Below are 25,098 nucleotides of genomic sequence, written 5' to 3'. Positions count from 1 at the left end.
AGTATTTAATGTAATTATATTTTATGCTCTCCATTCTTCAGGAATATCACAAACAGGAATAGGATCCATTTTGTGTTTTGCAGCTTTATGCATTCTGTCGAAGATCTGGAAAACTTCTTTATCTCTTCCTTCGTAATCATCAGCCGTTTTTGTTCCGTATTCTTTCTGAATTTTTTCCAGTTCAGGATATGTTGCACCGATTTGTTGCTCATCTGTTCTGTCCACATCCCAAAGTCCATCAGTAGGAATTGCTTCTTGAATACTTTTGATCAGATTCAATCCTTTGGCAAGTTTATATACTTCGGTTTTATACAGATCAGCAATGGGAGAAACGTCTACTCCACCATCTCCATATTTTGTATAAAATCCTATTCCGAAATCTTCTACTTTATTACCGGTTCCGCACACTAAAAGTCCGTTCAGCTGTCCGTAATAATACAGGGTAAGCATTCTCAGGCGGGCTCTTGTATTGGCAAAAGCCAGTTTTTCGTTAGGGTACAGATCATCTTTTACATCAAAAGTTTTGTAAAGCTCCTCAAAAGCTGGGGTCAGATCCACAGACATTGTTTCCACATTAGGGAATCTGGACTTAAGGTCATTCATATGATCCTGTGCACGACCTACCTGATCCGCTTTCTGGCGAATTGGCATTTCGATCAGTAATGTTTTCAGGCCTGTCATTGCGGCTAATGTAGAAACAACCCCTGAATCTACACCTCCTGAAACTCCAATTACATATCCGTTCACTTTTGCTTTTGCAGCATAATCTTTTAACCAGTTTACAATATGATCTATCACTTTTTGTGTCTGCATCGTTTATATTTTTTAGTCTATTCCAAATTCCTGAGGGTATTTCACCACTCCTTTTTTATTTTTTAATCCATCTTTTACCAATTCTACAGCCATTCCGTTTTCTTCCGGAATATCGAATGGAAAAGAAATCCCAAAATTACTTGTTTTTTTGTAACCAAACTTCGGATAATATTTTTCATGTCCTATAAGAATCACCGACTGGTATCCTAATTCTTTGGCGATACGGTGTCCTTCGGCAATCAGTTTTCCTCCAAGTCCCTGATTCTGAAATTCAGGCTTCACAGAAACCGGAGCTAAAGCAAGGGATTCAAAGGATTCTGTACCATTAATAATTTTTAATTTTGTAAACAGGATATGACCTGCAATTCTTCCATCTTCATTTTCAGCAACCAGAGATAATTCCGGAATAAAAGCTTCAGATCGTCTTAGTTTTTCAACCAGGAACTGTTCCTTATGATCACTATGTACCATCTCTCTGAACGCTTCTTCTGTAAGTTCAAAAACCTGTTTATAATCTTTTTCTTCTTCCTTTCGTATCGTTATCATTTCTGTTCAATATATTGTTCACGTTTCAGTTCGTACCAAAAGCAAATGCCGTCAGGTTCCTCAAACTCACTGGTTTTTTCAAATCCTAATTTTCTTAAAATATGATTGGAAACCTCATGCTCGGAATGAGCATAGGCGTAAATAACCTCAGCATTCAGGTCATTAAAACCATAGTCAAGAGAAGCTATTCCAGCTTCCACAGCATATCCTTTTCCCCATGATTCCGGTAGAAAGCGATATCCCAGTTCTAAAACATTCTGGTAACCATTTGTTTCATGGGTCAGTAATTTCAATCCGCTCCATCCTATCAGCTGTCCGCTTTCTTTTTCCACCACTCCAAGTCTTCCTACTCCATTTTCCTCATACTGTTTCTGAATCATGCTGATGACATTTCTGGATTCATTGATATCCGTCAATACCGGTACTCCAATATATTTCATCACTTCAGGATTGGAATCCAAAAGAAAGAGACGTTCAACATCCGTATCTTCAAGCTTTCTTAAAATCAGTCGTTTTGTTTCTATTTTCATAATCACTAGTTTTTACTCTCCCGCTCCAAAAATGGTGACATCTGTTTTTATTCCTTTTTTAATATCCGTTTCTTTTATTTTATTTCCCATTACATTCAGGGTTTGTAAAGCCGGATTCCCGGAAATATCAATTTTCTGAAGCTTATTATGTTCTACATTCAGTTTTCTCAACGCTTTACACTGCGTAAGGTCAATTGTTATTAATTGATTTAAAGATAATGTTAATTGATCAATTTTCGGAATTCCATTCAATGAAATACCTTCCAACAGATTATTGTCCAGATATAAAGCGCTTAGATTTTTCAGATTTTCTGCTTTAAATGAAGATGTTTTACATCCTGTACAGGAAAACAATTCCAATAGATCCAGATTGTTTAGTACAATATTGGAAATCACATTATCGTCCAGGATAATCATTTTCACATTTTTAAAAAAGTGCAGATCTTCTGTTGAAGTTATCCCTTTCTGAACAAGGAATAAATTTGTAATCACCCCAGCTTCCGAAGGTTCAAGTATTCCGTTTTTATTCAGATCAAAATTTTCAAGTACTGCTTTTTCAAAGTTTTTATCTTTAAACTCAAGCTTTTGTCCATAGAAAAAAGAAAGTCCCAAAATAAGGCAAAGGGTTGTAATTATTTTAATTTTCATCATGAATTGTGTATTTAATCCTTATTTTTGTAAACTTAAATTCCATGTAAAAATAATGAAGATTTTCAGATATATTGCGCTTTCTTCTCTTTTAGCTGCCGGATTAGTTTCCTGCAAAAAAGAAACGGAAAATCAATGGAAGGTAGAAGTCAAAGAAACTGCCGAAAAAGTTGATGTAACAGATATTTCCAAAGAATTTTATAATCCGAATGTTCCTCTGGAACAGTTTAAAACTCAGTTTCCATGGTTTCAGGGAAGTGTTTCGGATGCAGATTTTGAAAAAAGAAGAATGGATGCTGAGGAAATCAAAATCTACAAGGAAGCCATTGGAAAAATAAATCAGGCTACATTACAAACGGAGCTGAAGAGTTTATTTTCGCATATCAAATATTATTTCCCGCAGTTCAAAAGCCCCAAAGTATATTTATTTTCATCTGCATTACAGATGATCCAGGATCCTATATTTTATGATCAGAAAGGAAATCTTCTGTTTATAGATATTACCGGTTTTATGGGAGATGGAAATCCTAATTATAAAGGACTAGAGCTGTATTTTCAAAAATCAATGAATCCGCAGAATATCGTTCCTAAGGTATCACAGCTTTTTGCTGAAAATATTGTAACAGAATCTCCTGACCATCAGAAGTTCATTGATCAGATCATTCTGAACGGAAAAGTAATGATTCTTCAGGATGCTTTTCTTCCTGATGTTCCTGATTATCTGAAAATGAATTATACCAAAAAACAGTATGAATGGGCCACAGCCAATGAAGCCAACATCTGGAATTATTTTGTAGAAAGCAATCTTATTTTCGGTGATGATCCAAGATTGGGAGAACGTTTCATATCGCCCGGACCATTCTCTAAATTTTATACGGAGATTGACAATGAATCTTCACCACAAATCGGAATTTTTACAGGATGGCAGATCTGTAAGGCATACCTTAAGGAAAAACCTGAGACAAAACTTACAGCTTTCCTGAAAATGGATGCAACGGCCATTTTTAATGAATCCGGTTATAAACCGAAACTTAAACAATAGAAAATTTAGAATTTAGAAAAATAGAAAAAATGAGAAAGACTCAGATTACGATAGATGTAGAGCTTGATGAAAATCATGTGCCTGAAAATATTACATGGAATGCTCAGGACGGAGGTATTGACAAACAAGATACTAAAGCAACTATGATTTCTGTATGGGATGATAAGACAAGAGAGGCATTAAGAATTGATCTTTGGACTAAAGAAATGCCTGTAGACCAAATGAAGATGTTTATCCACCAGATTTTAATATCTTTAGGAAGTACTTATCAGAGAGCGACAGGTGAAGAGGATGTAGCACAATGGATGGAGGAAATTGCAGAAGAGTTTGCTGTAAAATCTGCCATTAAATAAAAAAATACATTTGCAATAAACTGGAGGTAGTAAGCGGTAAGCTTTTTGTATTCAGCTAGAGCAAATTTTAATAAAAATAATGGGCTTAAGTAATATACTCTATTGCTTAATGCTCAAGTCTAAAGCAAAAAATTATGAATTTTAATACAAAAGTAATTCACGGAGGGCAGCACCACGAGTCTGCAACAGGTTCTGTAAACGTTCCTGTATTTTTGACCTCTACGTTTGCACAAAAAAGCCCCGGAGTACATTCCGGATATGAATATTCAAGAGCTGCCAACCCTACAAGACAGGCATTGGAAGATTCTTTGGCAAGTATTGAAAATGGAGCGAGAGGTTTAGCTTTCGGTTCTGGTCTTGCTGCCATCGACTGTGTTTTGAAATTATTAAACCCGGGTGATGAAGTAATTGCTGTAGATGATCTTTATGGAGGTACTTACAGAATGTTTACAAGACTTTTCGAGAAATATCAACTGAAATTTACGTTCGTTAATTTCGATGATGTTTCTAAAATTGCTGATGTTATCACCGATAAAACTAAGTTGATCTGGGTAGAAACTCCAACCAACCCATTGATGAAATTAGTAGATATCAAAGCGGTTGTAGAGATTGCGAAAGGAAAAGATATTTTGGTAGCGGTAGACAATACTTTTGCAACACCTTATATCCAGAGACCTATTGATTTGGGAGCCGACATTGTGATGCATTCTGCCACTAAATATTTAGGAGGACATTCTGATGTGATTGCAGGAGCGCTTATTGCTAAAGATGCTGAACTGGGAGAAAAACTTCATTTTATTCAGTTTGCAAGCGGTGGTATTTTAGGACCTCATGATTCTTACCTTGTATTGAGAGGGATCAAAACACTGGCATTAAGAATGCAGAGACATTCTGACAATGGACTTGCAGTAGCACAATATCTTGAAAATCATCCTGCTGTAGATAAAGTAATTTATCCGGGATTAGAATCTCACCCTCAGTATGAATTGGCAAAATCTCAGATGAAGGAAGCTGGAGGAATGGTTTCATTTACTTTTAAATCCGGAAAGAAAGAAGATGCTATTAAATTCTTAGAGAAAGTAAGAGTATTCACACTTGCAGAATCTTTAGGAGGAGTAGAATCTTTGGCTAACCACCCTGCTTTGATGACTCACGCTTCAATCCCGGCAGAAAAACGTGCCGAATTGGGAATCACTGATGACCTTGTTCGTTTAAGCGTAGGAATTGAAGATGCAGAAGATCTTATTGCAGATCTTGAGAAAGCTTTTTCTTAACATACATAAACTAAAATGAGAAGGGTTAATCAATCCTTCTCATTTTATTATAACCACCACCTAATACTATGAAAAACACAAGAAAAGCAGAAATTTCCGACCTGCTTCAACTGGCTGAACTATTTGACCAGTACAGAATATTTTATCATAAGACCTCAGACATTTCTGCAGCGACAAGTTTTCTTCAGGAAAGACTTGAAAATAAGGATTCTGAAATTTTTGTTGCGGAAGAAAATGGTAAACTAACAGGTTTCGTACAATTATACCCAATATTTTCATCTACAAGAATGCAGCGTTACTGGTTACTAAACGATCTGTACGTGAATGAAAACCATAGAGGAAAAGGTTATTCTAAAGAGTTAATCGAAGAATCCAAAGAACACTGCCGTTCATCGAAAGCGTGTGGTATCCTTTTAGAAACAGGAAAAAGCAATGATATCGGGAATCAGCTCTATCCGGCCTGCGGATTTGAATTGTATGACTCTGTGAACTTCTACGAATGGAGCAATTCATGAGTAATGAGCAATAGGTAATGAGTAGTTTTGTAAAAAACAAAAACACCCCTACTCTTTATCTCAACCATGCGAATCTCGAATCTCGCAACTCGTACCCCGCACCTCAAAATCAATTTATAAAAACAAAAAAACAATATGACTGATTTTCAAAAATACATTCAAAGATATTTAGATCAGATTCCATCAGGAAACTGGATCAACGAACTGCAAATATCAGCTGATAAAACCATAGGAATCTATTCTAATCTTACCGAAGAACAGTCTAATTTTGCCTATGCTGAAGGAAAATGGACATTAAAAGAACTTCTACTCCATTTATCTGATACGGAAAGAGTTTTCCAGTATAGAATATTAGCTTTCGCAAGAGGAGAGAAAAACAATCTTCCAGGATTTGATGAAAATGAATATGCCAATCAGTCTTTCGCCAGTGAAAGAACCCTTGAATCTCTTTTGGATGAATACAAACTGGTAAGAAAATCTTCTCAGATTTTATTAGAAACTCTTCAACCTTCTGCTTTACAAAATACAGGTACAGCCAATGGCCATGAAATTACTGTAGAAACCATCGGAAAACTGATTGTAGGACACAACTACCATCACCTGAATATTATTGAGGAGAGATATTTATCGAAGTTGGGATGGATGTAGGAAAACGTACAGCACTAATCAGTATGCTGATCTTTACACTCTCCCTTTGTTTTACAGCTTTTACAATTGAAGACATGGGAGAGATTAAAAATTATAAATCATTTGAAGTATTCCTTATAGGTCCCATTAGTTTTTTGGGTGGTGGAATATTTGAGTTTTTGGTATGGACTGCCAATATCTGGTTTTTCATTTCAGTAATATGTTGTTATAAAAAGTATTCTCTACTATCACTTATATTCGGTCTAATAGCCATAGTACCTGCTGTCTCATTTTTTTACTGGAAGGAAATCTTAACCGCTGAAAATGGAAGGATGGGAAAAATATACAGTTTAGAAACAGGTTATTTTTTATGGGTAGTTTCTATTATTTTTTTAGTAGTTGGCTCATTTTATTTATCTGTAAAATCTAAATTTAATACCAGTCAAACATTATCTTAAATATCCAATGAGATCTCTAAAAAATTTAAAAATCACTGAAAGTATTCAATCTAAAAATTTAGTTTTTGAAGAAAGTTCATATGATAAGTTTGATACTATTTCGATCTATTTTGGTTTTTTAGTATTGGCAAGTGCCTCGATACTTTGCCTTAGAGAAATAAAGCCTTCCCTCAACAATAGTTTAGAATATTTTATCCTTACATGTTCCCTCATATTTAGTGTATATGTTCTATACTGCAAATTCACAGAAAAGCATTTAAAAGAAATTACATTTGATATTCATAAACAAGAAGCAAAAAAAAGAATTATTGAATACGGAAGAAAAAACAATTACAGAATCACCAAAGTTACTGATAATCTGATTTTTCTTAATGAGACTGCCGATTTCTATAGCTTGGGAAAACATTATGAGCAAACCACAGTTGTTTTCTTTAAAGACAATACCATACTTTATACACTTATTAAAGAAGGATCACGATCAAATTTTCCTGTTTTAATTTCACAACATCTTACCAAAAGGGATTTCAAAAAAATACTACATCCGGAATATATCGAACCAATTAAGCGAACCACTTATTTCAATTCATTTTTTCACGGATTATAATCTTTATGTCTTATGGTAATAATCAAACCAATAAACCACATTTCCCTCCTAATTTTTTGCCCAAAATCCTTATATTTTCTACCTTTATCCCTTCTTTGAACTCATATACAATTATGGAACATATTATCGAAATATTAAAATCCGGCGGAACAATTCTTTACCCTACAGATACCATTTGGGGAATTGGTTGTGATGCCACCAATATAGAAGCTGTCAATAAAATTTTTGACATTAAAAAGCGCGAAAAAAATAAATCTATGATTATCCTTGTGGAGTCTGAAAAAAGACTTCAGGATCTGGTGGATGTTCCGGAAATGGCCTGGGAAATTATTGATCTCAGTGAAAAGCCGGTAACTATTGTTTATGAAAATCCAAGAGGTTTACCCAAAGAACTTCTTGCGGAGGATGGAAGTATTGGAATTCGATTGGTAAAAAATGATTTCTGCAAAAAACTGATTACAAAACTGAACAAACCTTTGGTATCTACTTCTGCCAATTTCAGTGGTGAGAAAAGTCCATTGAAATTCTCTGATATTTCTGAGGAAATGATCAGTCTTGTAGATTATGCAGTGGAAGAAGACAGAGAAAAAGTTTCAAAATATTCTGGTTCTTCGGTGATCAAAATATGGAATGACAACAGAATAAAGGTTCTTAGGGAATAGAAATTCTTAAGCTTTCTGTTTATTTTTTTAGAGTCTTGTCAGTTCATATCGGCAGGATTTCTTTTTTTTAATTCTATCTTTGCAAACTCAACTCATAAATTATTTGCTATGAATCATCAGGAATTTGCTCAAATGTGGATTAATGCATGGAATTCTCATGATTTAGAGGCTATTCTCACCCATTATTCGGATGATATTGAGATTACAACTCCCATGATTGTTATGGCTACAGGTGGTAAAGAAAGTTCTTTAAAAGGAAAAGAAGCCGTCCGTGAATATTGGCGAAAAGCTCTGGATAAGTTTCCGGATCTTCATTTTGATCTTATTCATTCCACCGCAGGAGTAGATTCCGCAGCATTATTTTATAAGTCGATCATGGATAAACATGCTGTTGAAGTCATGTTTTTTAATGAAGACGGAAAAATTAGTAGAATGTACGCTCATTACGATTAATGAGTAACATTGGTAGAAATTGACACTATTATTAACGATGATAATTAATCTTAATCAAAATAAGAATTTAAAACTTTTTAAAATAATTTCTGAAGCAGCAGAAAGGAATAACCAGTCCGTATATATTGTGGGCGGTTATGTTCGTGACCTTCTGATGAAAAGAAAAGCTTCCACAGATATAGACTTTGTGACCGAACAAAGTGGTATTGAGCTTGCCCAGAGTGTAGCTCAGGATATAGATCCTAAATTAAAAGTTTCTGTTTTTAAAACATATGGAACGGCAATGATCAAGTATAAAGAACTTGATCTGGAATTTGTGGGAGCAAGAAAAGAAAGCTACACCGAAAACAGCAGAAAACCTGAAGTGGAAGGCGGAAGCCTGGAAGATGACCAGAAAAGAAGAGATTTCACCATCAATGCGATGGCCATCTCTTTAAATAAAGATAATTTCGGGGAACTGATTGATCCTTTCAATGGGGTTGATGATCTTGAAAAAGGTATTTTAAGAACTCCTTTAGAGCCTGCTCAGACTTATTCTGATGATCCGTTGAGGATGATGAGAGCCGTGCGTTTTGCTTCAACTTTAAATTTTAAAATTGAAGAGAATTCTCTGCAGGCTATCCAGCAGGAAGCAGAAAGGATAAAAATTGTTTCGATGGAAAGAATCATGGTAGAATTCAACAAAATCATGCTTTCTGAAAAACCATCTATCGGACTGAGGCTGATGGAACAAACCGGTCTTATGAAACTGATCATTCCTGAATTGATCGAACTGAAGGGAGTGGAAGAAGTGGAAGGACAAACACACAAAGATAACTTTTACCATACTTTGGAAGTAGTGGATAATATTTCTGAGAACACCGATAATCTTTGGCTCCGTTGGTCTGCTTTGCTTCATGATATTGGTAAGGCCCCTACGAAAAAATTTGTAGAAGGAACAGGATGGACCTTTCACGGACATGAATTTTTAGGTTCAAAAATGACCAAAACACTTTTCCAGCGATTGAAGTTACCTTTAGGAAGTGATATGAAATATGTTCAGAAGATGGTAAAGCTTTCATCCCGACCTATCGCTCTGATTACTGATGATGCTTCAGACTCTGCATTGAGAAGACTTTTATTTGATGCCGGAGAAAATCTGGAAGATCTTTTCACCCTTTGCAAAGCTGATATTACGACTAAGAATTCTAAGAAACAGGAAAAATTCAAAAGAAACTTTGAATATGTAGCCGTGAAGATCAAAGAAGTGGAGGAAAAAGACCAGGTAAGAAACTTCCAGCCGCCTATTACCGGCGAAGAAATCATGGAAATGTTTAATCTTAAGCCAGGCCGCGAAATTGGTATCTTGAAAGAGAAAGTTAAAGAAGCTATTCTTGAAGGAGAAATTCCCAATGAAAAAGAAGAAGCCACAAAATTTGTGATTGTTGAGGCAGAAAAACTGGGATTGACACTATAATTCAATCGAATCGATAAATAATAAAAAAGCCCGGCGAGATGTTCCATCCCGCCGGCTTTTTTATGTTTACTATGAAAACAAAGCCGGCCGGTTTCTTTCGAAACCGGCCGGAAAAAAACACAAATGATGAAAAAATAAAAAATTATTTTTTATACTGTAAGGTATTATGGATTCAGGAAAGTACCGTTCGCACCAAGACCTCCTGTTTTAAGAGAACTCATTTTGTTACCCGTAGTTGCTGAATATATTACCATTTCGCTTTCTGCTGTAAATTGTTTAACATCTGATGCAAAGATTCTTCCATCAATAACGTTAAATCCATAAAGTGTAAAGTAAGGACCACCATCTGCAGCTGTTAGCAATGGAGCTGTAGGAACGGTTGGTGTAGCTAAGCTTGTTGTATACACTTTGTTAGCAGAACTGAAGTAAATTTTATCGTTATCAATCTGAAGATTTGTAGCGTTTGGAATTCCTGTCAGTGTAACTAACGGAGTCGCAGTCCCGGTGCTTGAAATCTTATAGATATAAGAATCAGCAGCTGTTGAAGAAACTGTGTAAACGTTAGATTTGTATGAAATAGTACTGTTAATTTTACCATTCGGAACAGTAATTTCAGTCTTACTGTCATTAGAAGTATTGATATAAGTAATCATATTTCCGAATCCTGATGTAGCATTCTGTACAAAAACATTTCCACCTGCTTCTACTGTTTTATCAGCTCCGCCTGTCATAGTGATTTTGCTTACAAATGAATTGTCAGAAACTTTATATTTTGTTACACTTGTTGCATTCGTAGAGAAGTTCAGGTTAGCAACGTAGATAAAGCCATTAGCAAAAGTAATCCCTCTTGGGTTATCAATCTGATCCGTAATTACGGCTAGTTTTTTAAATGTATAACGGTCTACTACAACAATTTTGTTCGAGTTATTTATCACAAGATAAGCCTTATTTCCGTTAAGACCAATCGTCTGAAGAACGTCACCCAGAATTTCTTTATTGTTATTATAACCATATACATCATCCTGCTTCAGGCTCAGATCTCTTGTCAGGAATGTTACTTTAGCTCCCTGACTGTTGAAGTTACCTTCATTAGATATAAAATATCCGTTCTGGTAAGTGATCGGAGAAACTTCAAATTCTGCGGAATCGCTTGTACATGAAGACATGTTAAATAATAACACTACTGCAAATAGTACAGTTAAAAGTTTAGTTATTTTCATAATTTATTCAATTTTAATTTATTAAAAATTTATTGCTGCGTATACACTATAATTTCTTTTCGGTAAAGGATAAAAAGAAACCGTTTTATAATAGGTATTTGTTACATTATTCACTTTAAATCCTAAGGTATATTTTTTCGCTAAAGTTGCTGAAACACCCATATTCAAAAGAAAATAAGGATCTATGGCTTCTGATCTTTTTTCATCACTTGTGGTATAGGTAACACCATTCAGTAATCCCTGTGCAAAAAACTTAAAGAAACTGTATTCATAATCTATATTGGCACTTCCTCTATGCATAGGCACATAAGGTCTCTGAAGCTGCGTTTCTTTATCAATGGATCTTGCATAATAATATCCTGCATTCGCTCTGAATTTATGATTACCCAATTGTTTACTAAATGACAGCTGAGATTCTAATCCGTAAGATTCAACTTTATTGACATTGAATGCCTGCCAGTATCCTTTAGCCGTTGGAAGCCATGCAATAAGATCTGTAATGTTCATATAGTACGGAGACAAGGTAAGTCTGAAATCCCCTACTTTGAACTCATTGGTCATATCTACCTGAGTAGAGGTTTCCGGTCTCAGATCTTTATTTCCTCCCGGTTCATAATAAATATCATTAAATGACGGATATCTGAAGTTTTTTGACACGTTAACGCTTACATCATACCATTTTGCAGCACTCCATTTTCCGGAGAATGAATACATAAACGGTGACTTCACATCCTCTACAAAATCTTTCTTGAATCCACCTTCAAAACGCAGGTTTTTAGTTGCAAAATACCTCAACAATCCGGAAACGGAACCAACATTTCTGCTGACATTGGATATTCCGCTCGCATATCCTTCTCCTTTGTTGATCTGAAATTCTCCGATAATATTAAAATTCCACTTAGAATTCAGGAAGTAATTGAAATCATTTTTAAAGATGTAATTTTTCCCTGTTCCGCCACTGGATTTAGGCAGATTTAAAGAACCGAAATACTGAAAATTCTCTTCTGTGTAAGCTGCTCTAAGGGAGTTGCTAAACTTTGCTTTGTTCCAGTCCCAGGAAAGAAGGCTTCTTATACTTTGAGTTTTATATTTTGTTTTTGTTCCCGTTTCTTCATACACTGGATAATGTTGTGAAGAATCAAAGAACTGGCTCTGCCACGAAATTTTATGATCATCCGTCAATTTATAGGATGCTCCTACATTAAAGGTTGTATTGTAATAATTCCCATTTCTGTTGATGTAATTCAGATCACTTACCTCATAATTATTTTCGCTTACAGAATAATTTCCTAAAGCTTTAAAACTGAACTTATCATTGCTGTAAGAACCTTTTACAAAATTATTATAGGTATTAAAAGAAGCAACTTCAGAAAATAAAGAACCATGGAAGCCTTTATTAAAATCAAGCGTATTATTAAGGTGAATACTTCCCCCGATAGCACCACTTCCGTACACCACACTTCCTCCGCCGGCTTTTATACCGATCTGGTCATACCCGAACAAAGCAATATTATTGATATCTCCCTGCCCTAAGAAACTTGAGTTGATATTGATCCCATTCCATACAAATGCGGTCTGCTGGGCAGTAGTTCCTCTGAAAGATGGTGAAGAAACAGCTCCACGGCCATTTTCTTTGATAAATACCTGTGACTGAAATCTCAGAAGTTCTGAAAGATTACTGGAGTTTTTCTCGGCCTCTTCTGCCGAAATTATTTTTACGGGATGAAAAAGTTTCACCCTATTCATCTGGTTGTCGAAGACATAAATAGTGTCAATGGTTTTCTCTTGTCCAAAAAGAAAACAGCCATAAGATGAAAAAAGCAGTACTAAAGATCTTTTTATATCCATACTTTTTTACTTTTCCTCCGAAAGCAATATGTTTTTTTATTATAATTCCGGCAGGTCTCCTGACTTTCGCATTCTGCTCCTTCCCGTTTTAGACAGTGGCTGTTTGCAGAAACTTTTATTGCGATTTACAGTTGCGGGGACAGTCCGGGAGTTACACCCGATTCCCTTTTCATTCCAAAATACTGGAAACCAAAATTTTTGCAAAGATAGTTTTTTATATGTATTTGCCAAAAAGTGAGATGAGAGTGTATCAGATTGAAAATTTGAAGCAATAACTCACAAAAAAAGCTGCTTCCGGTTGAAAGCAGCCCTGTATCATGGAATAATCGTATACAATTATTTACCAATAACTTCCGTAATTGGGTTTCCTACATTTCCACTTGGAAACTGAATTTTCAATAGAGAAGATACCGTAGGTGCAATATCCGTCATGTGATAAGCTTTGTTACTTTCTCCCTGTTTAACTCCCCAACCCATAAAGATCAATGGAATATGTGAATCATAAGAATTCCAAACACTGTGGGTAGTTCCTGTTTTTGAATATGGAGGAAGCATAGAATCATGAGAAATCAACTGGATATCTCCACTTCTCTGTCTGTTGATCCCGTTGATAATTCTTTGTTTGATGGGTTCCGGAATACTTGCCTCCTGAACCTTATCTACAGAAACAGCATATAAAACCGTAGGATCTTTCTCAATTTCTTTTACGGCAAAGTTTCTTACATCATCCAGTTCAAGCTTGCTGTCTGCCAATACTTTTCTGTCAAAATAAATCTGATAGTTATCAATCGCATTGATCAGTTTATCAGCTCCGAATTTATCTTTCAGTTTTTGGTTCAGATTTTTTTCTGCATCTTCACCAAAGAAACCTGTAGGGATTTTATGCTCTTTAAGGAATCCTACAGAATGTGCTCCACCGTGGTCTGCAGAAAGGAAAACCGTATACTCACCTTTTCCTACTTTAGCATCCAGATAATTGAAGAATTCTGCTAAATCCTGATCTAATCTGATATAAACATCTTCTACCTCAATAGAATTCGGTCCGAACTTATGACCTGCATAATCAGTAGATGCAAGGTTGATCGCTAAGAAGTCTGTGATATTGTCTCCACCCAGTTTTTCACCTTCTACAGAAGCTTCTGCCAACTTCAATGTCAACGTATTTCCGAAAGGTGTATAACGGATATTATCTTTTTTAGTCTGATAATCCTTTGCTAAGTTGCTATAAGGGAAAGTAGGCGTTTTTGCACTTCCCAGCAGTCCTTCCCAAGAAGAATTGTCCGGTGCGCTTTCCGTATATTGATTGATTGGAAGTAAGGTGTTCCAACCGTTGGCTACTAATTTTTCAGGAAGATTCTGAGAATTGAATGATTTCACCCATTGAGGAAGATCATTCATATACCAAGTACTGGTAATGAAATTCCCTGTGCTGTCATCAAACCAGAACGCTCCGTTTGGAGTGTGTCCTGCAGGAAGAATAGAAGCACGGTCTTTCAAAGAAACTCCGACTACTTTTCCCTGGAAGTTGGTTGCTAATCTCAATTCGTCAGTCACTGTAGTAGACCAAAGATTTTTTGGAGAATGGCTTCCGGTTTTTACATTGGTTGTTCCCACGGGCTGAACGCTTTCATCCGCAGTACAGTATACTCCTTTTCCTGTTTCCTTATCCGTCCAGTCATTTCCAGCAATTCCGTGGATAGCCGGTACTGAACCTGTGTAGATACACGTATGTCCCAAAGCTGTAATGGTAGGAACATAAGGAATGTGTACATTATTTAAAGAATATCCTGTATTCAAAAGTCTTTTGAAACCGTCATTTCCATATTTACCATAAAAACGGTATAAATAGTCCCAACGCATCTGATCTACTACCAGACCTACAACTAATTTGGGTCTTTCCAGTTGGGTATTTTTGTTCTTCTGTGCATTGATTGTAACTACGGACAAAAAAGTAGCTGCCGCAATTGAAATGTTCCTAAGCATCCAAGTAAATTTTTATTGACAACAAATTTAAGGGTTTTGAAAGTTTTGGAGTGTGAAATTTTATTTAATTTTGATTATTGTACAATTCATCAATCAATCTTCCATGATTTTAGGCGTATACTGGTATTTCAAATTTCCAAATGATTTATATGACTTTAAGTTCTTCAAATTTTATCCGGGATATGGCGGACATGCTGATAATCCTGCAGAACTGGCAGCAAGGGTCAAGGTAGCAAATACTGATGATTTTATCGGAAAGCTGGCAACATTGAAAGAGCGTTTCAAAAAAACTTATCTGCACTTGAATATCAATGAAAACCAGCTGATCATCAATATCGGAGATTATCAGCTCTTTGATTTTCATTTTCAAATGGCAAAAGAAATAGAAGAACTGTTGATTCGTGAACATGCTGAATTGATAGATTCCAGTATTCCTTTTACCATCCAATCCAGCAAAAGTTATGCTCCGGAAAGAGAAGAATTCAAAAATATAGAACACCGTTTCATTCAGATGGTTGGTTCTGACTTCAGGAAAAACAATGCAGAAAATTACGCTGCCAGAATTGATTGTAATCTGCCTCTGCAATACAAACAAAGTCTTATTGATGATTTAGCGCGGATAGGTAAAGAAGAAAATCTCAATGTATTTTACTATAATGATTTCGATTTTAAAGATCATTGTAATCTGATGCTCTTTTTCACCAATGGCAGACAGAAAAAGGAATCTGTTCAAAAGGTTGATATCAATTCTTTTGGAAGTAAAGTGCGGCAGCTTACTCAGAAATATCCTTTTCATTTCGGACACTTCGGAAGCTTTAAAGAATATCCTTTACGGGGTCCTCATGTAGAACTCATGGTGGATGAGGAATATATTTTAAATAAAAAATAAACCATTTTAATTCAATACTATGATCAAATTCAAATATGTCATTCTGTACGTGGAAGATGTAGAACAGTCTATGAACTTTTATAAAAATACCTTCGGTTCTGGAATAAAATTCATCACTCCTGAAAAAGATTATGGAGAACTGCTGACCGGAGAAACCACTCTGTCATTTGCTGCTGTAAACCTTGCAGGTTCTAATATTAAAAAAGGTTTCTTAACTTCAAAAACGGAAGACAAACCTTTTGGAATGGAACTGGGATTTGTTACTGATGATGTAGAAAATTTGGTGGAAAAAGCAATAAAAAATGGTGCTGAACTGTATGAAGATATTGCTGTAAAACCTTGGGGACAAAAAACAGCTTACATCAAAGATCCCAATAATTACCTGGTAGAAATCTGTACTGAAATTCAATAAGTTTAAAACATTTGATGTGGAAATAAGAAAATTACAAAAACTAACCGCCGATCCAAGTATAAACTGGGGACATAACGGCTATACAACGGACAGAATTTATTCGGTTTCCTCTATTGAGTTTGGAGGTTCTTTCGAGTTTAACTTAAAAGAAAAGTCTTTACCTTATACTAAAAACTGGGAGACTACTTCTGAAGAATTTGAAGAACTGAATAGCCTTATAGAACAGGAAAATTCTTTTGGAGCATTTATTGGTGAAGATCTTGCAGGCTGGATCATCTGTGAGCACAGAACATGGAACAACAGTCTGTACATAGAAAATATACTGATTGACGAAAAGCACAGACGGCAGGGAATCGGAATTATGTTGATTAAAAGTGTCATTAAGGAAGCCCGCAGACTAAACTGCAGAGTCATTGAACTGGAAACACAGAATACCAACTATCCGGCTATTCAGTTTTACAGAAGAATGGGATTCAATATTACCGGGCTGAACACAAGACTATACAATAATCCGGACGAGATTGCTCTTTTTATGACTTTAGATGTGGAATAAACCTGATCAAAAGATATTATTATAAAATATTTAATCTCTGTTATTTAAAACACTTGTCGGTGTGCTAATTTTTCTATATATTAGTAATCAACAAATTAAAGATTATTACTATGAAAAATTTAAAAAAACTAAAGAGAAGCCAGCTTGTGCTGATAAGTGGTGGTGACACTCCTTATGCTTTATGTGATATGGATGGTAATTGTCCTCCAACAGTAGGTTCATACTATTGCAACGATGGTACTTGTTACAGAGTTTCCGGTGGTGGCGGTGGCAACCCTGGCTGTAATGAACCGATGCGTCTTTGCCAGGAATGGGAAACCGGATGCGGTTGTGTTTATATGTAATATATTTTGTTAGATAAAATCTTGTGGAGGGCGGTTTTTACCGCTCTTTTTTGGTTTAAAAAATGCATATTTGCAATAAGCTAATATCAAAAACTCATGATGCGACAAACTTGTTTTATAGCTGTACTAATTGTTTTTTCATTTACCCATGCACAAAAGAAGACATTCAAATGTGTAGAAGTTCATGATGCCATCAAGCTGATTGATGAAGAAAAATATGACGAAGGGATTGCTATCCTAAAAGAATGTGAAAAAAAAGACCCTAAAGATTATACATATCCCTATGAAATTGCTCTGGCCAATATCCGAAAAGAAGATTATAACAGTGGTATATCACAATTGGAAAAGATTAAAGGTTATTCAAATATAGATGACTATTATTATGCTCTTCTCGGAAATGCCTATGATTACACAGATAATCCTGAACAGGCTATAAAGACTTATGACGAGGGATTAAAAAAGTTTCCGTCTTCCGGAAAACTTTATTTGGAGAAAGGAGTTGTCTTTGAACTTCAAAAAAAAATAAGCCAAGCCGTTGAAAATTACGAAAAAGGAATAAAAGCAGAACCATCATATCCATCCAACTACTACAGAATAGCCAAATTATTTTTAAATTCTAATAATCCACTGTATGGTCTCGTTTATGGTGAAATATTCTTAAATCTGGAACGCACTACTGCTCGAAGCCAAGAAATGAGTCAACTTTTATATGACGGGTATAAAAAAGCGGTGAAATTCACAGATAAAAATACTACAGTTAATCTTTGTCAAGCCTTTATCATTATTGAAAAAGACAGTAAGCCTAATGATCCTCTTCCTTTCTGCATCCTTTACAGCGGATATTTTGCGCTCGCTTCTGTTGACAAAAAAGAAATTAATCTAGAAACGCTGTCAGACATCAGAAGAAAGGCAATGAAAGAATATTTTAAACACAAGAGCAATCCATCAAATGTTTTATTAAACTATCAAAAAATAATGGAGGGCAAAAACGTTTTTAATGCCTATAATTATTATCTGTTCCAGATAGGAGATAAAGAGGCGTTTGAAAACTGGTTCACCAATAATAAAACAGAATATGAGAAATTTGTAGACTGGTACACTAATGATACAAATAGTCTAAAAATCAATAAAAAAAATCTGTATATCTCTGATCCTTTACCCAAATAATATGATGTTTTAACTTTGAATTTTATAAATTGTACTTGTATAGATTCTTATTTCAGGAAACTTATTTCTACAAATAATCTATGAGAATTTCACTTTTTTCGTAAAAAACAGGATTACTCAATATCATGCAAAATCTTTTGAAATACATCAGGTCTCTTACTCCTTTTTCTGATGAAAGCTGGAATATGCTTCAACATGCCCTTTCGGAAAGACATTACAAGAAAAATGAACTGATGTTAAAGGAAGGTGAAATCTGCCATTCACTATTTTATATTGATAAAGGGTTTTGTAAAAGCTATTACGAAATAGAAGGAGTTATAAAAAACACCGGATTTTTCTTTGAAAACGAAATAGTAACCAATATCAGCAGTTTTGGAAGCGGACAGCAATCTGAATTTAATATCAACGCCTGTGAAGAAATTAATGCTATTATTTTTGATAAGATAAAGTTATTTGAAGCTGCCGGAAAGGCTCCTGAAATTGAAACGTTGGGACGCCATTGTATCCGTCAGTTTGCCTCCAGGCAGGAGGAATTTTCAAATCTATTCAAACTCTATACTGCACAGGAAAGACTGGAATATATTGAAGCAAAATATCCTGAAATGCTGCAACGTATATCCCTTACCCAGCTGTCTTCATTTCTGGGAGTAGCTAGAGAAACATTAAGCAGAATCCGGAAACGAAGGATGATCCGTTGAAATTACCATTCAAAATCTAATCACACAAAAAATAATAGTATATGAAAACGTTGATCTGGAAAGGGATACTTTATCAATCCCTTGAATATTTTAATGTACAGTCTGATGATAAAGGTTATACTGTAGAATCAAGAATCATAGGTTGTTATAAAGATAAAATCTATACGGTGGACTACAGAATGTTCATTGATAAAAACTGGACCATTCAGAATTTCCTGATCGAATCTGAAGTCAATAAGGTTAAAACAACATTAGAAGGAAAAAGGCTTCAGGATCAATGGACAATCAATAATGTTGTAAATCCGGAATTCAATCATTTCAAATTTATTGATATTTCTTTGACTCCATTTACGAATACACTGCCCATAAATAATTTAAACCTTGCAGAGAACAGCTCTCAAAAAATAGATGTTATTTACATTGATGTACTCAACCAGCATATCAGACCTGTACAACAGCAATATACAAGGACAACATCCCATCAATATCTGTATGAAAATATTGAAAATGATTTTAAAGCCAAAGTTTCAGTGGATGAAAGTGGATTGATCATCAGCTATCCAGAATTATTTGAGAAAATTACCGAACTCTGAAAAAATAAAATACTCAACATGACCATTAATGAGATCAAAGAGGCAGCCCTTGCTTTCAAGGCAAACAATACTCAAGAGCTATCAGATAAAATGCGGGAACTCAAAGACAATAACCTTTCTTTTATAGGATGTATTGTATTTGTACAGTATAATCAAAGGCTCTCTCTTTTAGAAGCGAGAAAGAAAACCCTTGAACTTGATACATGGACTGTAGATGAAAAAGCAGAATACATTGCCTCTTACAACCTGATGATGAGTGAGTTTCAGGATAACGAAGATGAGGATTAATTTCCTATAATAGAAAAGTACCATCAACACCGAAGGAAAACTGGCAGCCGCAATGACCAGTACCAACCATAATCTTAATAAGTGACAAAGCAAAAGGAAGATAATTGGGTATTTTAGTAATAAATAACCCTTTACAATTGTTATAATAATATGAAAACAATTGCTCTCCTACTCTTTTTTTTCACTTCCCTGACTGTTGTTTCAGCTCAGAATAATTCCTCTGAAGGCTTTTATGAAACATCAGATCACGTAAAGATCAAATATAAAGTCTCCGGAAAAGGAGAAGCCTGTATTTATATTCCCGGAGGGCCAGGTCAGGGATATCCATCCTTTGAACTGATGGGAGGAAATAATCTTGAAAAAAATATGCAGATGGTCTATATGGATCAGCGGGGTTCTGGTGAATCCGGCACATCGGAAAATTATCATCTTGATAAAATGATTCAGGATATCGAAGAACTGAGACAGTATCTTAAATTGAAAAAAATCTTCTTACTGGCTCATTCTTTTGGTGGAATCATTGCAGTCAGTTATGCAAAAAAATATCCCCAGCATACCAAAGGTCTCATTCTTGCCAACGTTACCCTTCATTTCCTGAATGATGAATCTGTCAAAGAACAGATTGAATATGGAAACAGTCTTTTACACACGCAAAACAGAGCGGTTCCTAAAGACAGCCTTTCTTCAGAACTTTCAAAAATAAGCAGTGCACTAAGACAAAAAAGAATCGGATATAAATTCCTGACCGAAGATATCGAAACTATAAAAGGAATGGATAAAGTAGATTCTCTTCATCCCCGAATCATCGACTTTGGAATGGCAGTCATCTCAAAACCCAAAGACTTCTCGGAATACTATGCCGATTATGCACCTATTACAAAAGATATTAGTATTCCCGTACTTGTAATTACCGGAAAAAAGGATAAAGCAGTCGGAACTCAGCATTATAAAACCTTTCAGTTTCCCAATCAGAAAGTAGTTTCCATTGATGGCGGACATCTTTTGTATTATGAGAAAAATAAAGAGTTTGTGAACGCTGTCAACAACTTTGTAAAAACAACGAAGTGATATTGTATTCTCAATTTTATAATTAAAAGTTTCGGCGCGGCCAAAGGCCGCGCCGAAACTTTTCCATCATTCACAAAATCTTCTTTAAACAAAACAGGCTGTTTCAAATTGAAACAGCCTGTTTTTATCTATTTTAATTCCTGCTTAAAAGCAGGCAATGATTAAAATTTAAGATCTCCATTCACCTCTCTTACCGCGTTAGCAGCTTCAGCGAATTTCAATTGCTCTTCAGCAGTCAATGTTACGTTTACAATTGATTCTACTCCGTTTGCTCCAATGATAGCAGGAACTCCTAAACAGATATCATTTTGACCGTACTCACCTTCAAGCATTAAAGAACAAGGGATCATTTTCTTCTGATCACATGCAATCGCCTGAACCATTACAGAAACTGCTGCACCTGGAGCATACCAAGCTGAAGTTCCTAATAATTTTGTAAGAGTAGCTCCTCCTACTTTAGTTTCTTCGATTACATATTTTTGTTGGTCTTCACTTAAGAATTCAGTTACAGGAACCCCATTTCTTGTCGCTTTGCTCAATAATGGAAGCATACCTGTATCACTGTGAGCAGCGATTACCATTCCGTCAACGTCAGAAATTGGAGCTTCTAATGCTTCAGCCAATCTGTATTTGAATCTTGCAGAGTCTAATGCACCACCCATTCCGATGATTTTGTGCTTAGGAAGACCTGAAGTTTTGTGTACAAGGTAAGCCATAGTATCCATTGGGTTAGAAACCACAATAATGATTACTTCTGGAGAATGTTTTACTAAGTTTTCAGTAACTTCTTTCACTATACCAGCGTTGATACCGATCAATTCTTCTCTTGTCATTCCAGGTTTTCTTGGGATCCCTGAAGTGATTACTGCTACATGAGAACCTGCAGTTTTGCTGTAATCTCCTGTTGTACCCGTAATTTTTGTATCAAATCCGTTAAGAGATGCTGTCTGCATCAAATCCATTGCTTTACCTTCAGCAAACCCTTCTTTAATGTCTACCAAAACTACTTCTGAACAGAAGTTCTTCATTGCGATGTATTCCGCACAGCTTGCTCCTACAGCGCCTGCACCTACTACAGTTACTTTCATATTGTTACTTTTTAAAATTATTTTTTGTTAGTTAAGTTTAAATTTGAAACTCCCCAAATTTAACAATTCCTGAAAAAATGCGCAATTTTTCAGGAATTTAATTAGAATTAAAATAAATTAGTTGACGTTCAGTAAAAACGTGTATAGCTTTTTCGCCCCAGAAAGCACTTCATGGTAATTTTCTTCAGCGACTTCCGTATCCAGAACCTCCTTGAAATTTTTCCACATAGGCCCTGTATTTTCCTGATAACATCCGAAAAAGTTGAAAGTAACCTCATCAAAACCTTCCGTTTTAGAAAGCTGTTTCGCGATAACATTTCCTCCAAGCGTAGAACCTTCAATCACATACATCGCTCCAAGCGCTTCATGTTCATTGTTAAATTCAAGATTGTGGGAAGCGGATTGATTTTCCAAGGAAAGACTTTTCAGGTCCTTTTCAATAAGGGAAAGTTTTTTTCTTCCTTCAAGCTGAAGTTTTTCTGCATACTTATCAGAAAGGCTGCTGAAGATTTTGTCTTCACTGTGAAGAAGCATCAGATAATTGGTATGAATGATTTTTTTATAATCCTCCAAAGTGAAAGTTTTATTAAAAATCTTTTCAGAATTAAAAAGTTTCTCTGCTGCATCGTGATACTCTGCCGTATTCTGTTTAAGATATTCTGATACCATAATAACGTTTTAAAAGTTTCTCAAATATAAGGCTTTTTGAACGTTAAAATAAAGGAAGTTCCCTCACTGCTGCTTTCATAATCCACACTTCCTCCTATCCTTTTCATAATACGGTGTACAATAGACAGCCCTACTCCGTTTCCTTTAAATTTCTTGGCATTATCCATTCTGTTGAAGATTTTAAACATCTTATGCTTTTCCTCTTCAGGAATACCAATACCATTGTCCGAAACCCTGTAAATAATAGTCTGTCCATCTTCCGTTCCTTCAATTTCCACTTTCGGAAGATCTTTATGGGAAGAATATTTCACAGCATTATTGATAATATTCAGGAAAACCTGATGAAGCATTGTTTTATCAGCCAGTACATCCGGGCATTCCTTAATGATAATTTCACTGTTCGGACTACCATAGGTCATCTTGGCATTTTGAGATATTTTCTCAATGGTATTAGCCGTTTTCAGGCTTTCAAGCTGTATTTCACTATGTTTGGCACGACTGAGCTGCAGTACATCATGCATCATTTCAGCCATATTATCTATTTCCTCAATAATTGTATTGATCTTGGTTTTGCTTTTCACGGAATCATCAGCAAGATTTCCCAAAAGCATTTGTGCATTCAGTTTCATTACCGTAAGAGGCGTTCCCAGGTCATGCGAAATGGTATAAGAAAAACTGTCAAGTTCATCATTTACTTTTTTCAGTTCATCATTAAGCCTTTTGATCGCATTATAATTTTTGTGAGAGGTTTCTAAAATCAAATCCCTTACGGCCTGTACTGCACTTACATTTCTGGAGTTCCATCTTTTAGAATTCCCTTTGATATTTTCTGTAAAAATACGGAAGGAAGTTCTAGGCGATATCATCTGTTTTTCCTCTCCGTTCTGAGAAAAGACCTCTATTTTTTTCTCCGGATTCCCGGCCCAGTTGATGTGTTCATCAAACTCTTTACGGAACCAGATCAACATTTCATTTTTATCCCTTTCAATAAAATAAATAACGATTCCTGCAGCATTTTCAGACAGATCCAACTGATCACCATGTTCTTTAAGAAAGTTACGGCTCACATAGATTCTTTCATTGGTATTCTCCAGTGCCCATTGAACAATTCGGCTTATACTTTCCGGATTGGGAGTTTTACCGTCTGTTATAATATTCTCATCTGAAACAATAGCAAGCCCGTCTGCTTCAGGCAAATTTCTGATTTCCGTCTTACATTCAATAAGAGAATCGAATAGGTTGTTATGTTTTAGAAACTCCGTTTTAAGCTGAGAAACCTTTTCATTCAGCTCCAAACGGTAGTTCAGTTCGCTTTTGGATTTAAAAGAGGAATAAGCATTAGCAGCCAGAGCTGTGAAAATTCCTGCCTGCACCCTGTCCTCAAGATCAATATGTTTAGGTTCTACATTCTGGCAGGTTACCAATCCCCAAAGATGATCATCAATAATAATCGAAACACTGAAGCTTGAAGCAGCTCCTGAATTTTTAAGATATTGCCCGTGAACAGGCGACATTGCTCTGGATGCAGAGAAAGTAAGGTCAATATTTTCAGGACTTCTGCTTAAAATAGGAACTGTATCCGCATATACATTACTGAAAATTCTTTTCCTTTTTTTCAGATAAAGGTCGCGTGCCTGCTTGGGAATATCAGATTCTGGATAATGAAGCCCGAGAAAACTTTCCATATTCTCATTTTTCTTTTCAGCGATAACTTTTCCTGAACCATCCATCATGAATTTGTATACCATCATACGGTCGTAGTTCACAACCTTCGACAGGGTTTCCAGAAGATGATTCCAGAGCTCCTTTTCATTATCGATGATATAAAAATTATCATACTTATTCGAAATCCGTTTATTGGGATTAACGATAACCTCTTCAAACTCCATGAAAATATAGAGTTCACTTCTGAAAACAGAAAAATGGAACTCAGTATCTCCAATAAAAATCTTATCGAAATAAGTTTCATTCTTCCTTCTGGTAAACTTTTCCAGCGAAATATAGATTTCTGAATCAATAATGCTTTGAAAACTTTCAGGAAAGTCAGTAAGCTTTCTTCCGAATAGTTCCTGAGAACCCCCGATCTTAAATATATCCGAAATATTCCTGCTAAAAAAAGTAATGGCACGGGACTCTGCATCAATGCCAATCAAATAACCAAAACTTTGTATAGAACCCGGAATATGGATAGGCTCTTCATGGCATTCTATAAAATTCATATATCTTTTCAGTCTAACTATCAAATATAGCCTTTTTTCGAACAGCTTTCTATTTTGTGGTACCTTATTTTAAACTTC

Annotated in this window: 29 protein-coding genes and 1 riboswitch; of the genes, 19 read left to right on the top strand and 10 right to left on the bottom strand. The window is 35.5% G+C overall.

Translation table 11 applies throughout. The features are described from left to right. Positions 1-21: 21 nt before the first annotated feature. The 4 genes from nadE to LC457_RS07070 are packed head-to-tail and all read right to left on the bottom strand — an operon-like array spanning position 22 to position 2,540. Positions 22-813 (bottom strand): NAD(+) synthase, encoded by a 792-nt coding sequence (gene nadE, locus LC457_RS07085; RefSeq protein ID WP_047420950.1) that lies wholly within the window; start codon positions 811-813, stop codon positions 22-24. Between the two features lie 12 nt (positions 814-825). Beyond that, the gene (locus tag LC457_RS07080; RefSeq protein ID WP_223599216.1) at positions 826-1,359 is read right to left on the bottom strand and encodes a GNAT family N-acetyltransferase; all 534 of its coding nucleotides are present in this window, start codon (positions 1,357-1,359) and stop codon (positions 826-828) included. Continuing rightward, positions 1,356-1,889 (bottom strand): GNAT family N-acetyltransferase, encoded by a 534-nt coding sequence (locus LC457_RS07075; RefSeq protein ID WP_223599215.1) that lies wholly within the window; start codon positions 1,887-1,889, stop codon positions 1,356-1,358. The genes LC457_RS07080 and LC457_RS07075 overlap by 4 nt, the downstream gene beginning before the upstream one ends. A gap of 12 nt (positions 1,890-1,901) precedes the next feature. Then, complete coding sequence (locus tag LC457_RS07070) at positions 1,902-2,540, bottom strand: leucine-rich repeat domain-containing protein (RefSeq protein ID WP_223599214.1); 639 nt, start codon at positions 2,538-2,540, stop codon at positions 1,902-1,904. A gap of 52 nt (positions 2,541-2,592) precedes the next feature. On the opposite strand from LC457_RS07070, the gene LC457_RS07065 reads away from it, so the two are divergent. The 10 genes from LC457_RS07065 to LC457_RS07020 all read left to right on the top strand — a co-directional run bounded on the left by LC457_RS07065 (position 2,593) and on the right by LC457_RS07020 (position 9,981). Beyond that, on the top strand, positions 2,593-3,579 hold the full coding sequence (locus tag LC457_RS07065; RefSeq protein ID WP_223599213.1) for a gliding motility protein GldB: 987 nt from the start codon (positions 2,593-2,595) through the stop codon (positions 3,577-3,579). 29 nt (positions 3,580-3,608) lie between these two features. Further along, positions 3,609-3,932 carry a gliding motility protein GldC gene (gene gldC / locus LC457_RS07060; RefSeq protein ID WP_034695059.1) on the top strand — a complete coding sequence of 108 codons (324 nt, stop codon included), beginning with the start codon at positions 3,609-3,611 and terminating at the stop codon, positions 3,930-3,932. Positions 3,933-4,066: 134 nt separating this feature from the next. Then, the gene (locus LC457_RS07055; protein WP_142017673.1) at positions 4,067-5,206 is read left to right on the top strand and encodes a cystathionine gamma-synthase; all 1,140 of its coding nucleotides are present in this window, start codon (positions 4,067-4,069) and stop codon (positions 5,204-5,206) included. Between the two features lie 68 nt (positions 5,207-5,274). Next, the gene (locus LC457_RS07050; RefSeq protein ID WP_223599212.1) at positions 5,275-5,721 is read left to right on the top strand and encodes a GNAT family N-acetyltransferase; all 447 of its coding nucleotides are present in this window, start codon (positions 5,275-5,277) and stop codon (positions 5,719-5,721) included. A gap of 135 nt (positions 5,722-5,856) precedes the next feature. Further along, a complete protein-coding gene (locus tag LC457_RS07045) occupies positions 5,857-6,369 on the top strand; it encodes a DinB family protein (protein WP_223599211.1) in 513 nt (170 codons plus the stop codon). Beyond that, the gene (locus LC457_RS07040; protein WP_223599210.1) at positions 6,360-6,806 is read left to right on the top strand and encodes a hypothetical protein; all 447 of its coding nucleotides are present in this window, start codon (positions 6,360-6,362) and stop codon (positions 6,804-6,806) included. The genes LC457_RS07045 and LC457_RS07040 overlap by 10 nt, the downstream gene beginning before the upstream one ends. Positions 6,807-6,813: 7 nt before the next feature. Next, positions 6,814-7,410 carry a hypothetical protein gene (locus LC457_RS07035; protein WP_223599209.1) on the top strand — a complete coding sequence of 199 codons (597 nt, stop codon included), beginning with the start codon at positions 6,814-6,816 and terminating at the stop codon, positions 7,408-7,410. Between the two features lie 113 nt (positions 7,411-7,523). After that, positions 7,524-8,072: an L-threonylcarbamoyladenylate synthase gene (locus LC457_RS07030; RefSeq protein ID WP_047387197.1), complete on the top strand. Its 549-nt coding sequence runs from the start codon at positions 7,524-7,526 to the stop codon at positions 8,070-8,072. A 108-nt stretch (positions 8,073-8,180) separates the two neighbouring features. Next, complete coding sequence (locus tag LC457_RS07025; protein WP_223599208.1) at positions 8,181-8,525, top strand: nuclear transport factor 2 family protein; 345 nt, start codon at positions 8,181-8,183, stop codon at positions 8,523-8,525. A gap of 37 nt (positions 8,526-8,562) precedes the next feature. After that, positions 8,563-9,981 carry a CCA tRNA nucleotidyltransferase gene (locus tag LC457_RS07020; RefSeq protein ID WP_223599207.1) on the top strand — a complete coding sequence of 473 codons (1,419 nt, stop codon included), beginning with the start codon at positions 8,563-8,565 and terminating at the stop codon, positions 9,979-9,981. 164 nt (positions 9,982-10,145) lie between these two features. On the opposite strand, the gene LC457_RS07015 is transcribed toward LC457_RS07020, so the two are convergent. The 3 genes from LC457_RS07015 to pafA form a co-directional block, all read right to left on the bottom strand. After that, positions 10,146-11,201: a YncE family protein gene (locus tag LC457_RS07015; RefSeq protein ID WP_223599206.1), complete on the bottom strand. Its 1,056-nt coding sequence runs from the start codon at positions 11,199-11,201 to the stop codon at positions 10,146-10,148. Positions 11,202-11,222: 21 nt separating this feature from the next. Continuing rightward, the gene (locus LC457_RS07010) at positions 11,223-13,049 is read right to left on the bottom strand and encodes a TonB-dependent siderophore receptor (protein WP_223599205.1); all 1,827 of its coding nucleotides are present in this window, start codon (positions 13,047-13,049) and stop codon (positions 11,223-11,225) included. A gap of 31 nt (positions 13,050-13,080) precedes the next feature. Then, a riboswitch (cobalamin riboswitch) is annotated at positions 13,081-13,258 on the bottom strand. 127 nt (positions 13,259-13,385) lie between these two features. Next, positions 13,386-15,032: an alkaline phosphatase PafA gene (pafA, locus tag LC457_RS07005; RefSeq protein WP_223599204.1), complete on the bottom strand. Its 1,647-nt coding sequence runs from the start codon at positions 15,030-15,032 to the stop codon at positions 13,386-13,388. A gap of 103 nt (positions 15,033-15,135) precedes the next feature. On the opposite strand from pafA, the gene LC457_RS07000 reads away from it, so the two are divergent. The 9 genes from LC457_RS07000 (at position 15,136) to LC457_RS06960 (ending at position 21,044) form a co-directional block, all read left to right on the top strand. Further along, entirely contained in the window at positions 15,136-15,921 is a 786-nt protein-coding gene (locus tag LC457_RS07000; protein WP_223599203.1) for a hypothetical protein, read from the top strand. Positions 15,922-15,940: 19 nt separating this feature from the next. Beyond that, positions 15,941-16,333, top strand: a complete 393-nt coding sequence (locus tag LC457_RS06995; RefSeq protein WP_223599202.1) for a VOC family protein — start codon at positions 15,941-15,943, stop codon at positions 16,331-16,333. A 16-nt stretch (positions 16,334-16,349) separates the two neighbouring features. Then, the gene (locus tag LC457_RS06990; protein WP_223599201.1) at positions 16,350-16,886 is read left to right on the top strand and encodes an N-acetyltransferase; all 537 of its coding nucleotides are present in this window, start codon (positions 16,350-16,352) and stop codon (positions 16,884-16,886) included. A gap of 110 nt (positions 16,887-16,996) precedes the next feature. Further along, a complete protein-coding gene (locus tag LC457_RS06985) occupies positions 16,997-17,230 on the top strand; it encodes a hypothetical protein (RefSeq protein ID WP_223599200.1) in 234 nt (77 codons plus the stop codon). A 96-nt stretch (positions 17,231-17,326) separates the two neighbouring features. After that, positions 17,327-18,397: a lipopolysaccharide assembly protein LapB gene (locus LC457_RS06980; protein WP_223599199.1), complete on the top strand. Its 1,071-nt coding sequence runs from the start codon at positions 17,327-17,329 to the stop codon at positions 18,395-18,397. Between the two features lie 125 nt (positions 18,398-18,522). After that, entirely contained in the window at positions 18,523-19,095 is a 573-nt protein-coding gene (locus LC457_RS06975; protein WP_223599198.1) for a Crp/Fnr family transcriptional regulator, read from the top strand. A 41-nt stretch (positions 19,096-19,136) separates the two neighbouring features. Further along, positions 19,137-19,688: a putative glycolipid-binding domain-containing protein gene (locus LC457_RS06970; RefSeq protein WP_223599197.1), complete on the top strand. Its 552-nt coding sequence runs from the start codon at positions 19,137-19,139 to the stop codon at positions 19,686-19,688. An 18-nt stretch (positions 19,689-19,706) separates the two neighbouring features. Continuing rightward, positions 19,707-19,976 carry a hypothetical protein gene (locus LC457_RS06965; RefSeq protein WP_223599196.1) on the top strand — a complete coding sequence of 90 codons (270 nt, stop codon included), beginning with the start codon at positions 19,707-19,709 and terminating at the stop codon, positions 19,974-19,976. Positions 19,977-20,126: 150 nt separating this feature from the next. Next, a complete protein-coding gene (locus LC457_RS06960) occupies positions 20,127-21,044 on the top strand; it encodes an alpha/beta fold hydrolase (RefSeq protein ID WP_223599195.1) in 918 nt (305 codons plus the stop codon). Positions 21,045-21,205: 161 nt separating this feature from the next. Here the strand turns inward: LC457_RS06960 and LC457_RS06955 are convergent, their stop codons facing one another. The 3 genes from LC457_RS06955 to LC457_RS06945 form a co-directional block, all read right to left on the bottom strand. Next, a complete protein-coding gene (locus LC457_RS06955) occupies positions 21,206-22,132 on the bottom strand; it encodes a malate dehydrogenase (RefSeq protein WP_045500033.1) in 927 nt (308 codons plus the stop codon). Between the two features lie 117 nt (positions 22,133-22,249). Beyond that, positions 22,250-22,801, bottom strand: coding sequence for a biliverdin-producing heme oxygenase (locus tag LC457_RS06950; protein WP_223599194.1), 552 nt, complete (start codon positions 22,799-22,801; stop codon positions 22,250-22,252). Positions 22,802-22,821: 20 nt separating this feature from the next. After that, positions 22,822-25,020, bottom strand: a complete 2,199-nt coding sequence (locus tag LC457_RS06945; RefSeq protein ID WP_223599193.1) for an ATP-binding protein — start codon at positions 25,018-25,020, stop codon at positions 22,822-22,824. Positions 25,021-25,098 lie beyond the last annotated feature (78 nt).

Source organism: Chryseobacterium sp. GVT01B (assembly GCF_019970045.1).
Lineage (GTDB): Bacteria > Bacteroidota > Bacteroidia > Flavobacteriales > Weeksellaceae > Chryseobacterium.
Note: the sequence above shows the minus strand (reverse complement) of the source record. Positions and strands in the feature narration are given on the sequence as shown.

Coding starts and splice junctions, on each gene's coding strand:
- LC457_RS07050 (WP_223599212.1), top strand. CDS start 5,275: ATGAAAAACACAAGAAAAGCAGAAATTTCCGACCTGCTTCAACTGGCT.
- LC457_RS07000 (WP_223599203.1), top strand. CDS start 15,136: ATGATTTTAGGCGTATACTGGTATTTCAAATTTCCAAATGATTTATAT.
- LC457_RS06955 (WP_045500033.1), bottom strand. CDS start 22,132: ATGAAAGTAACTGTAGTAGGTGCAGGCGCTGTAGGAGCAAGCTGTGCG.
- nadE (WP_047420950.1), bottom strand. CDS start 813: ATGCAGACACAAAAAGTGATAGATCATATTGTAAACTGGTTAAAAGAT.
- LC457_RS07055 (WP_142017673.1), top strand. CDS start 4,067: ATGAATTTTAATACAAAAGTAATTCACGGAGGGCAGCACCACGAGTCT.
- LC457_RS07010 (WP_223599205.1), bottom strand. CDS start 13,049: ATGGATATAAAAAGATCTTTAGTACTGCTTTTTTCATCTTATGGCTGT.
- LC457_RS06995 (WP_223599202.1), top strand. CDS start 15,941: ATGATCAAATTCAAATATGTCATTCTGTACGTGGAAGATGTAGAACAG.
- LC457_RS07065 (WP_223599213.1), top strand. CDS start 2,593: ATGAAGATTTTCAGATATATTGCGCTTTCTTCTCTTTTAGCTGCCGGA.
- LC457_RS07030 (WP_047387197.1), top strand. CDS start 7,524: ATGGAACATATTATCGAAATATTAAAATCCGGCGGAACAATTCTTTAC.
- LC457_RS06945 (WP_223599193.1), bottom strand. CDS start 25,020: ATGAATTTTATAGAATGCCATGAAGAGCCTATCCATATTCCGGGTTCT.
- LC457_RS06975 (WP_223599198.1), top strand. CDS start 18,523: ATGCAAAATCTTTTGAAATACATCAGGTCTCTTACTCCTTTTTCTGAT.
- LC457_RS07020 (WP_223599207.1), top strand. CDS start 8,563: ATGATAATTAATCTTAATCAAAATAAGAATTTAAAACTTTTTAAAATA.
- LC457_RS07080 (WP_223599216.1), bottom strand. CDS start 1,359: ATGATAACGATACGAAAGGAAGAAGAAAAAGATTATAAACAGGTTTTT.
- LC457_RS06965 (WP_223599196.1), top strand. CDS start 19,707: ATGACCATTAATGAGATCAAAGAGGCAGCCCTTGCTTTCAAGGCAAAC.
- LC457_RS06960 (WP_223599195.1), top strand. CDS start 20,127: ATGAAAACAATTGCTCTCCTACTCTTTTTTTTCACTTCCCTGACTGTT.
- LC457_RS07075 (WP_223599215.1), bottom strand. CDS start 1,889: ATGAAAATAGAAACAAAACGACTGATTTTAAGAAAGCTTGAAGATACG.
- LC457_RS07035 (WP_223599209.1), top strand. CDS start 6,814: ATGAGATCTCTAAAAAATTTAAAAATCACTGAAAGTATTCAATCTAAA.
- gldC (WP_034695059.1), top strand. CDS start 3,609: ATGAGAAAGACTCAGATTACGATAGATGTAGAGCTTGATGAAAATCAT.
- LC457_RS06985 (WP_223599200.1), top strand. CDS start 16,997: ATGAAAAATTTAAAAAAACTAAAGAGAAGCCAGCTTGTGCTGATAAGT.
- LC457_RS06970 (WP_223599197.1), top strand. CDS start 19,137: ATGAAAACGTTGATCTGGAAAGGGATACTTTATCAATCCCTTGAATAT.
- LC457_RS07040 (WP_223599210.1), top strand. CDS start 6,360: ATGGATGTAGGAAAACGTACAGCACTAATCAGTATGCTGATCTTTACA.
- LC457_RS07070 (WP_223599214.1), bottom strand. CDS start 2,540: ATGATGAAAATTAAAATAATTACAACCCTTTGCCTTATTTTGGGACTT.
- LC457_RS07025 (WP_223599208.1), top strand. CDS start 8,181: ATGAATCATCAGGAATTTGCTCAAATGTGGATTAATGCATGGAATTCT.
- LC457_RS06980 (WP_223599199.1), top strand. CDS start 17,327: ATGATGCGACAAACTTGTTTTATAGCTGTACTAATTGTTTTTTCATTT.
- LC457_RS07015 (WP_223599206.1), bottom strand. CDS start 11,201: ATGAAAATAACTAAACTTTTAACTGTACTATTTGCAGTAGTGTTATTA.
- LC457_RS07045 (WP_223599211.1), top strand. CDS start 5,857: ATGACTGATTTTCAAAAATACATTCAAAGATATTTAGATCAGATTCCA.
- LC457_RS06950 (WP_223599194.1), bottom strand. CDS start 22,801: ATGGTATCAGAATATCTTAAACAGAATACGGCAGAGTATCACGATGCA.
- pafA (WP_223599204.1), bottom strand. CDS start 15,032: ATGCTTAGGAACATTTCAATTGCGGCAGCTACTTTTTTGTCCGTAGTT.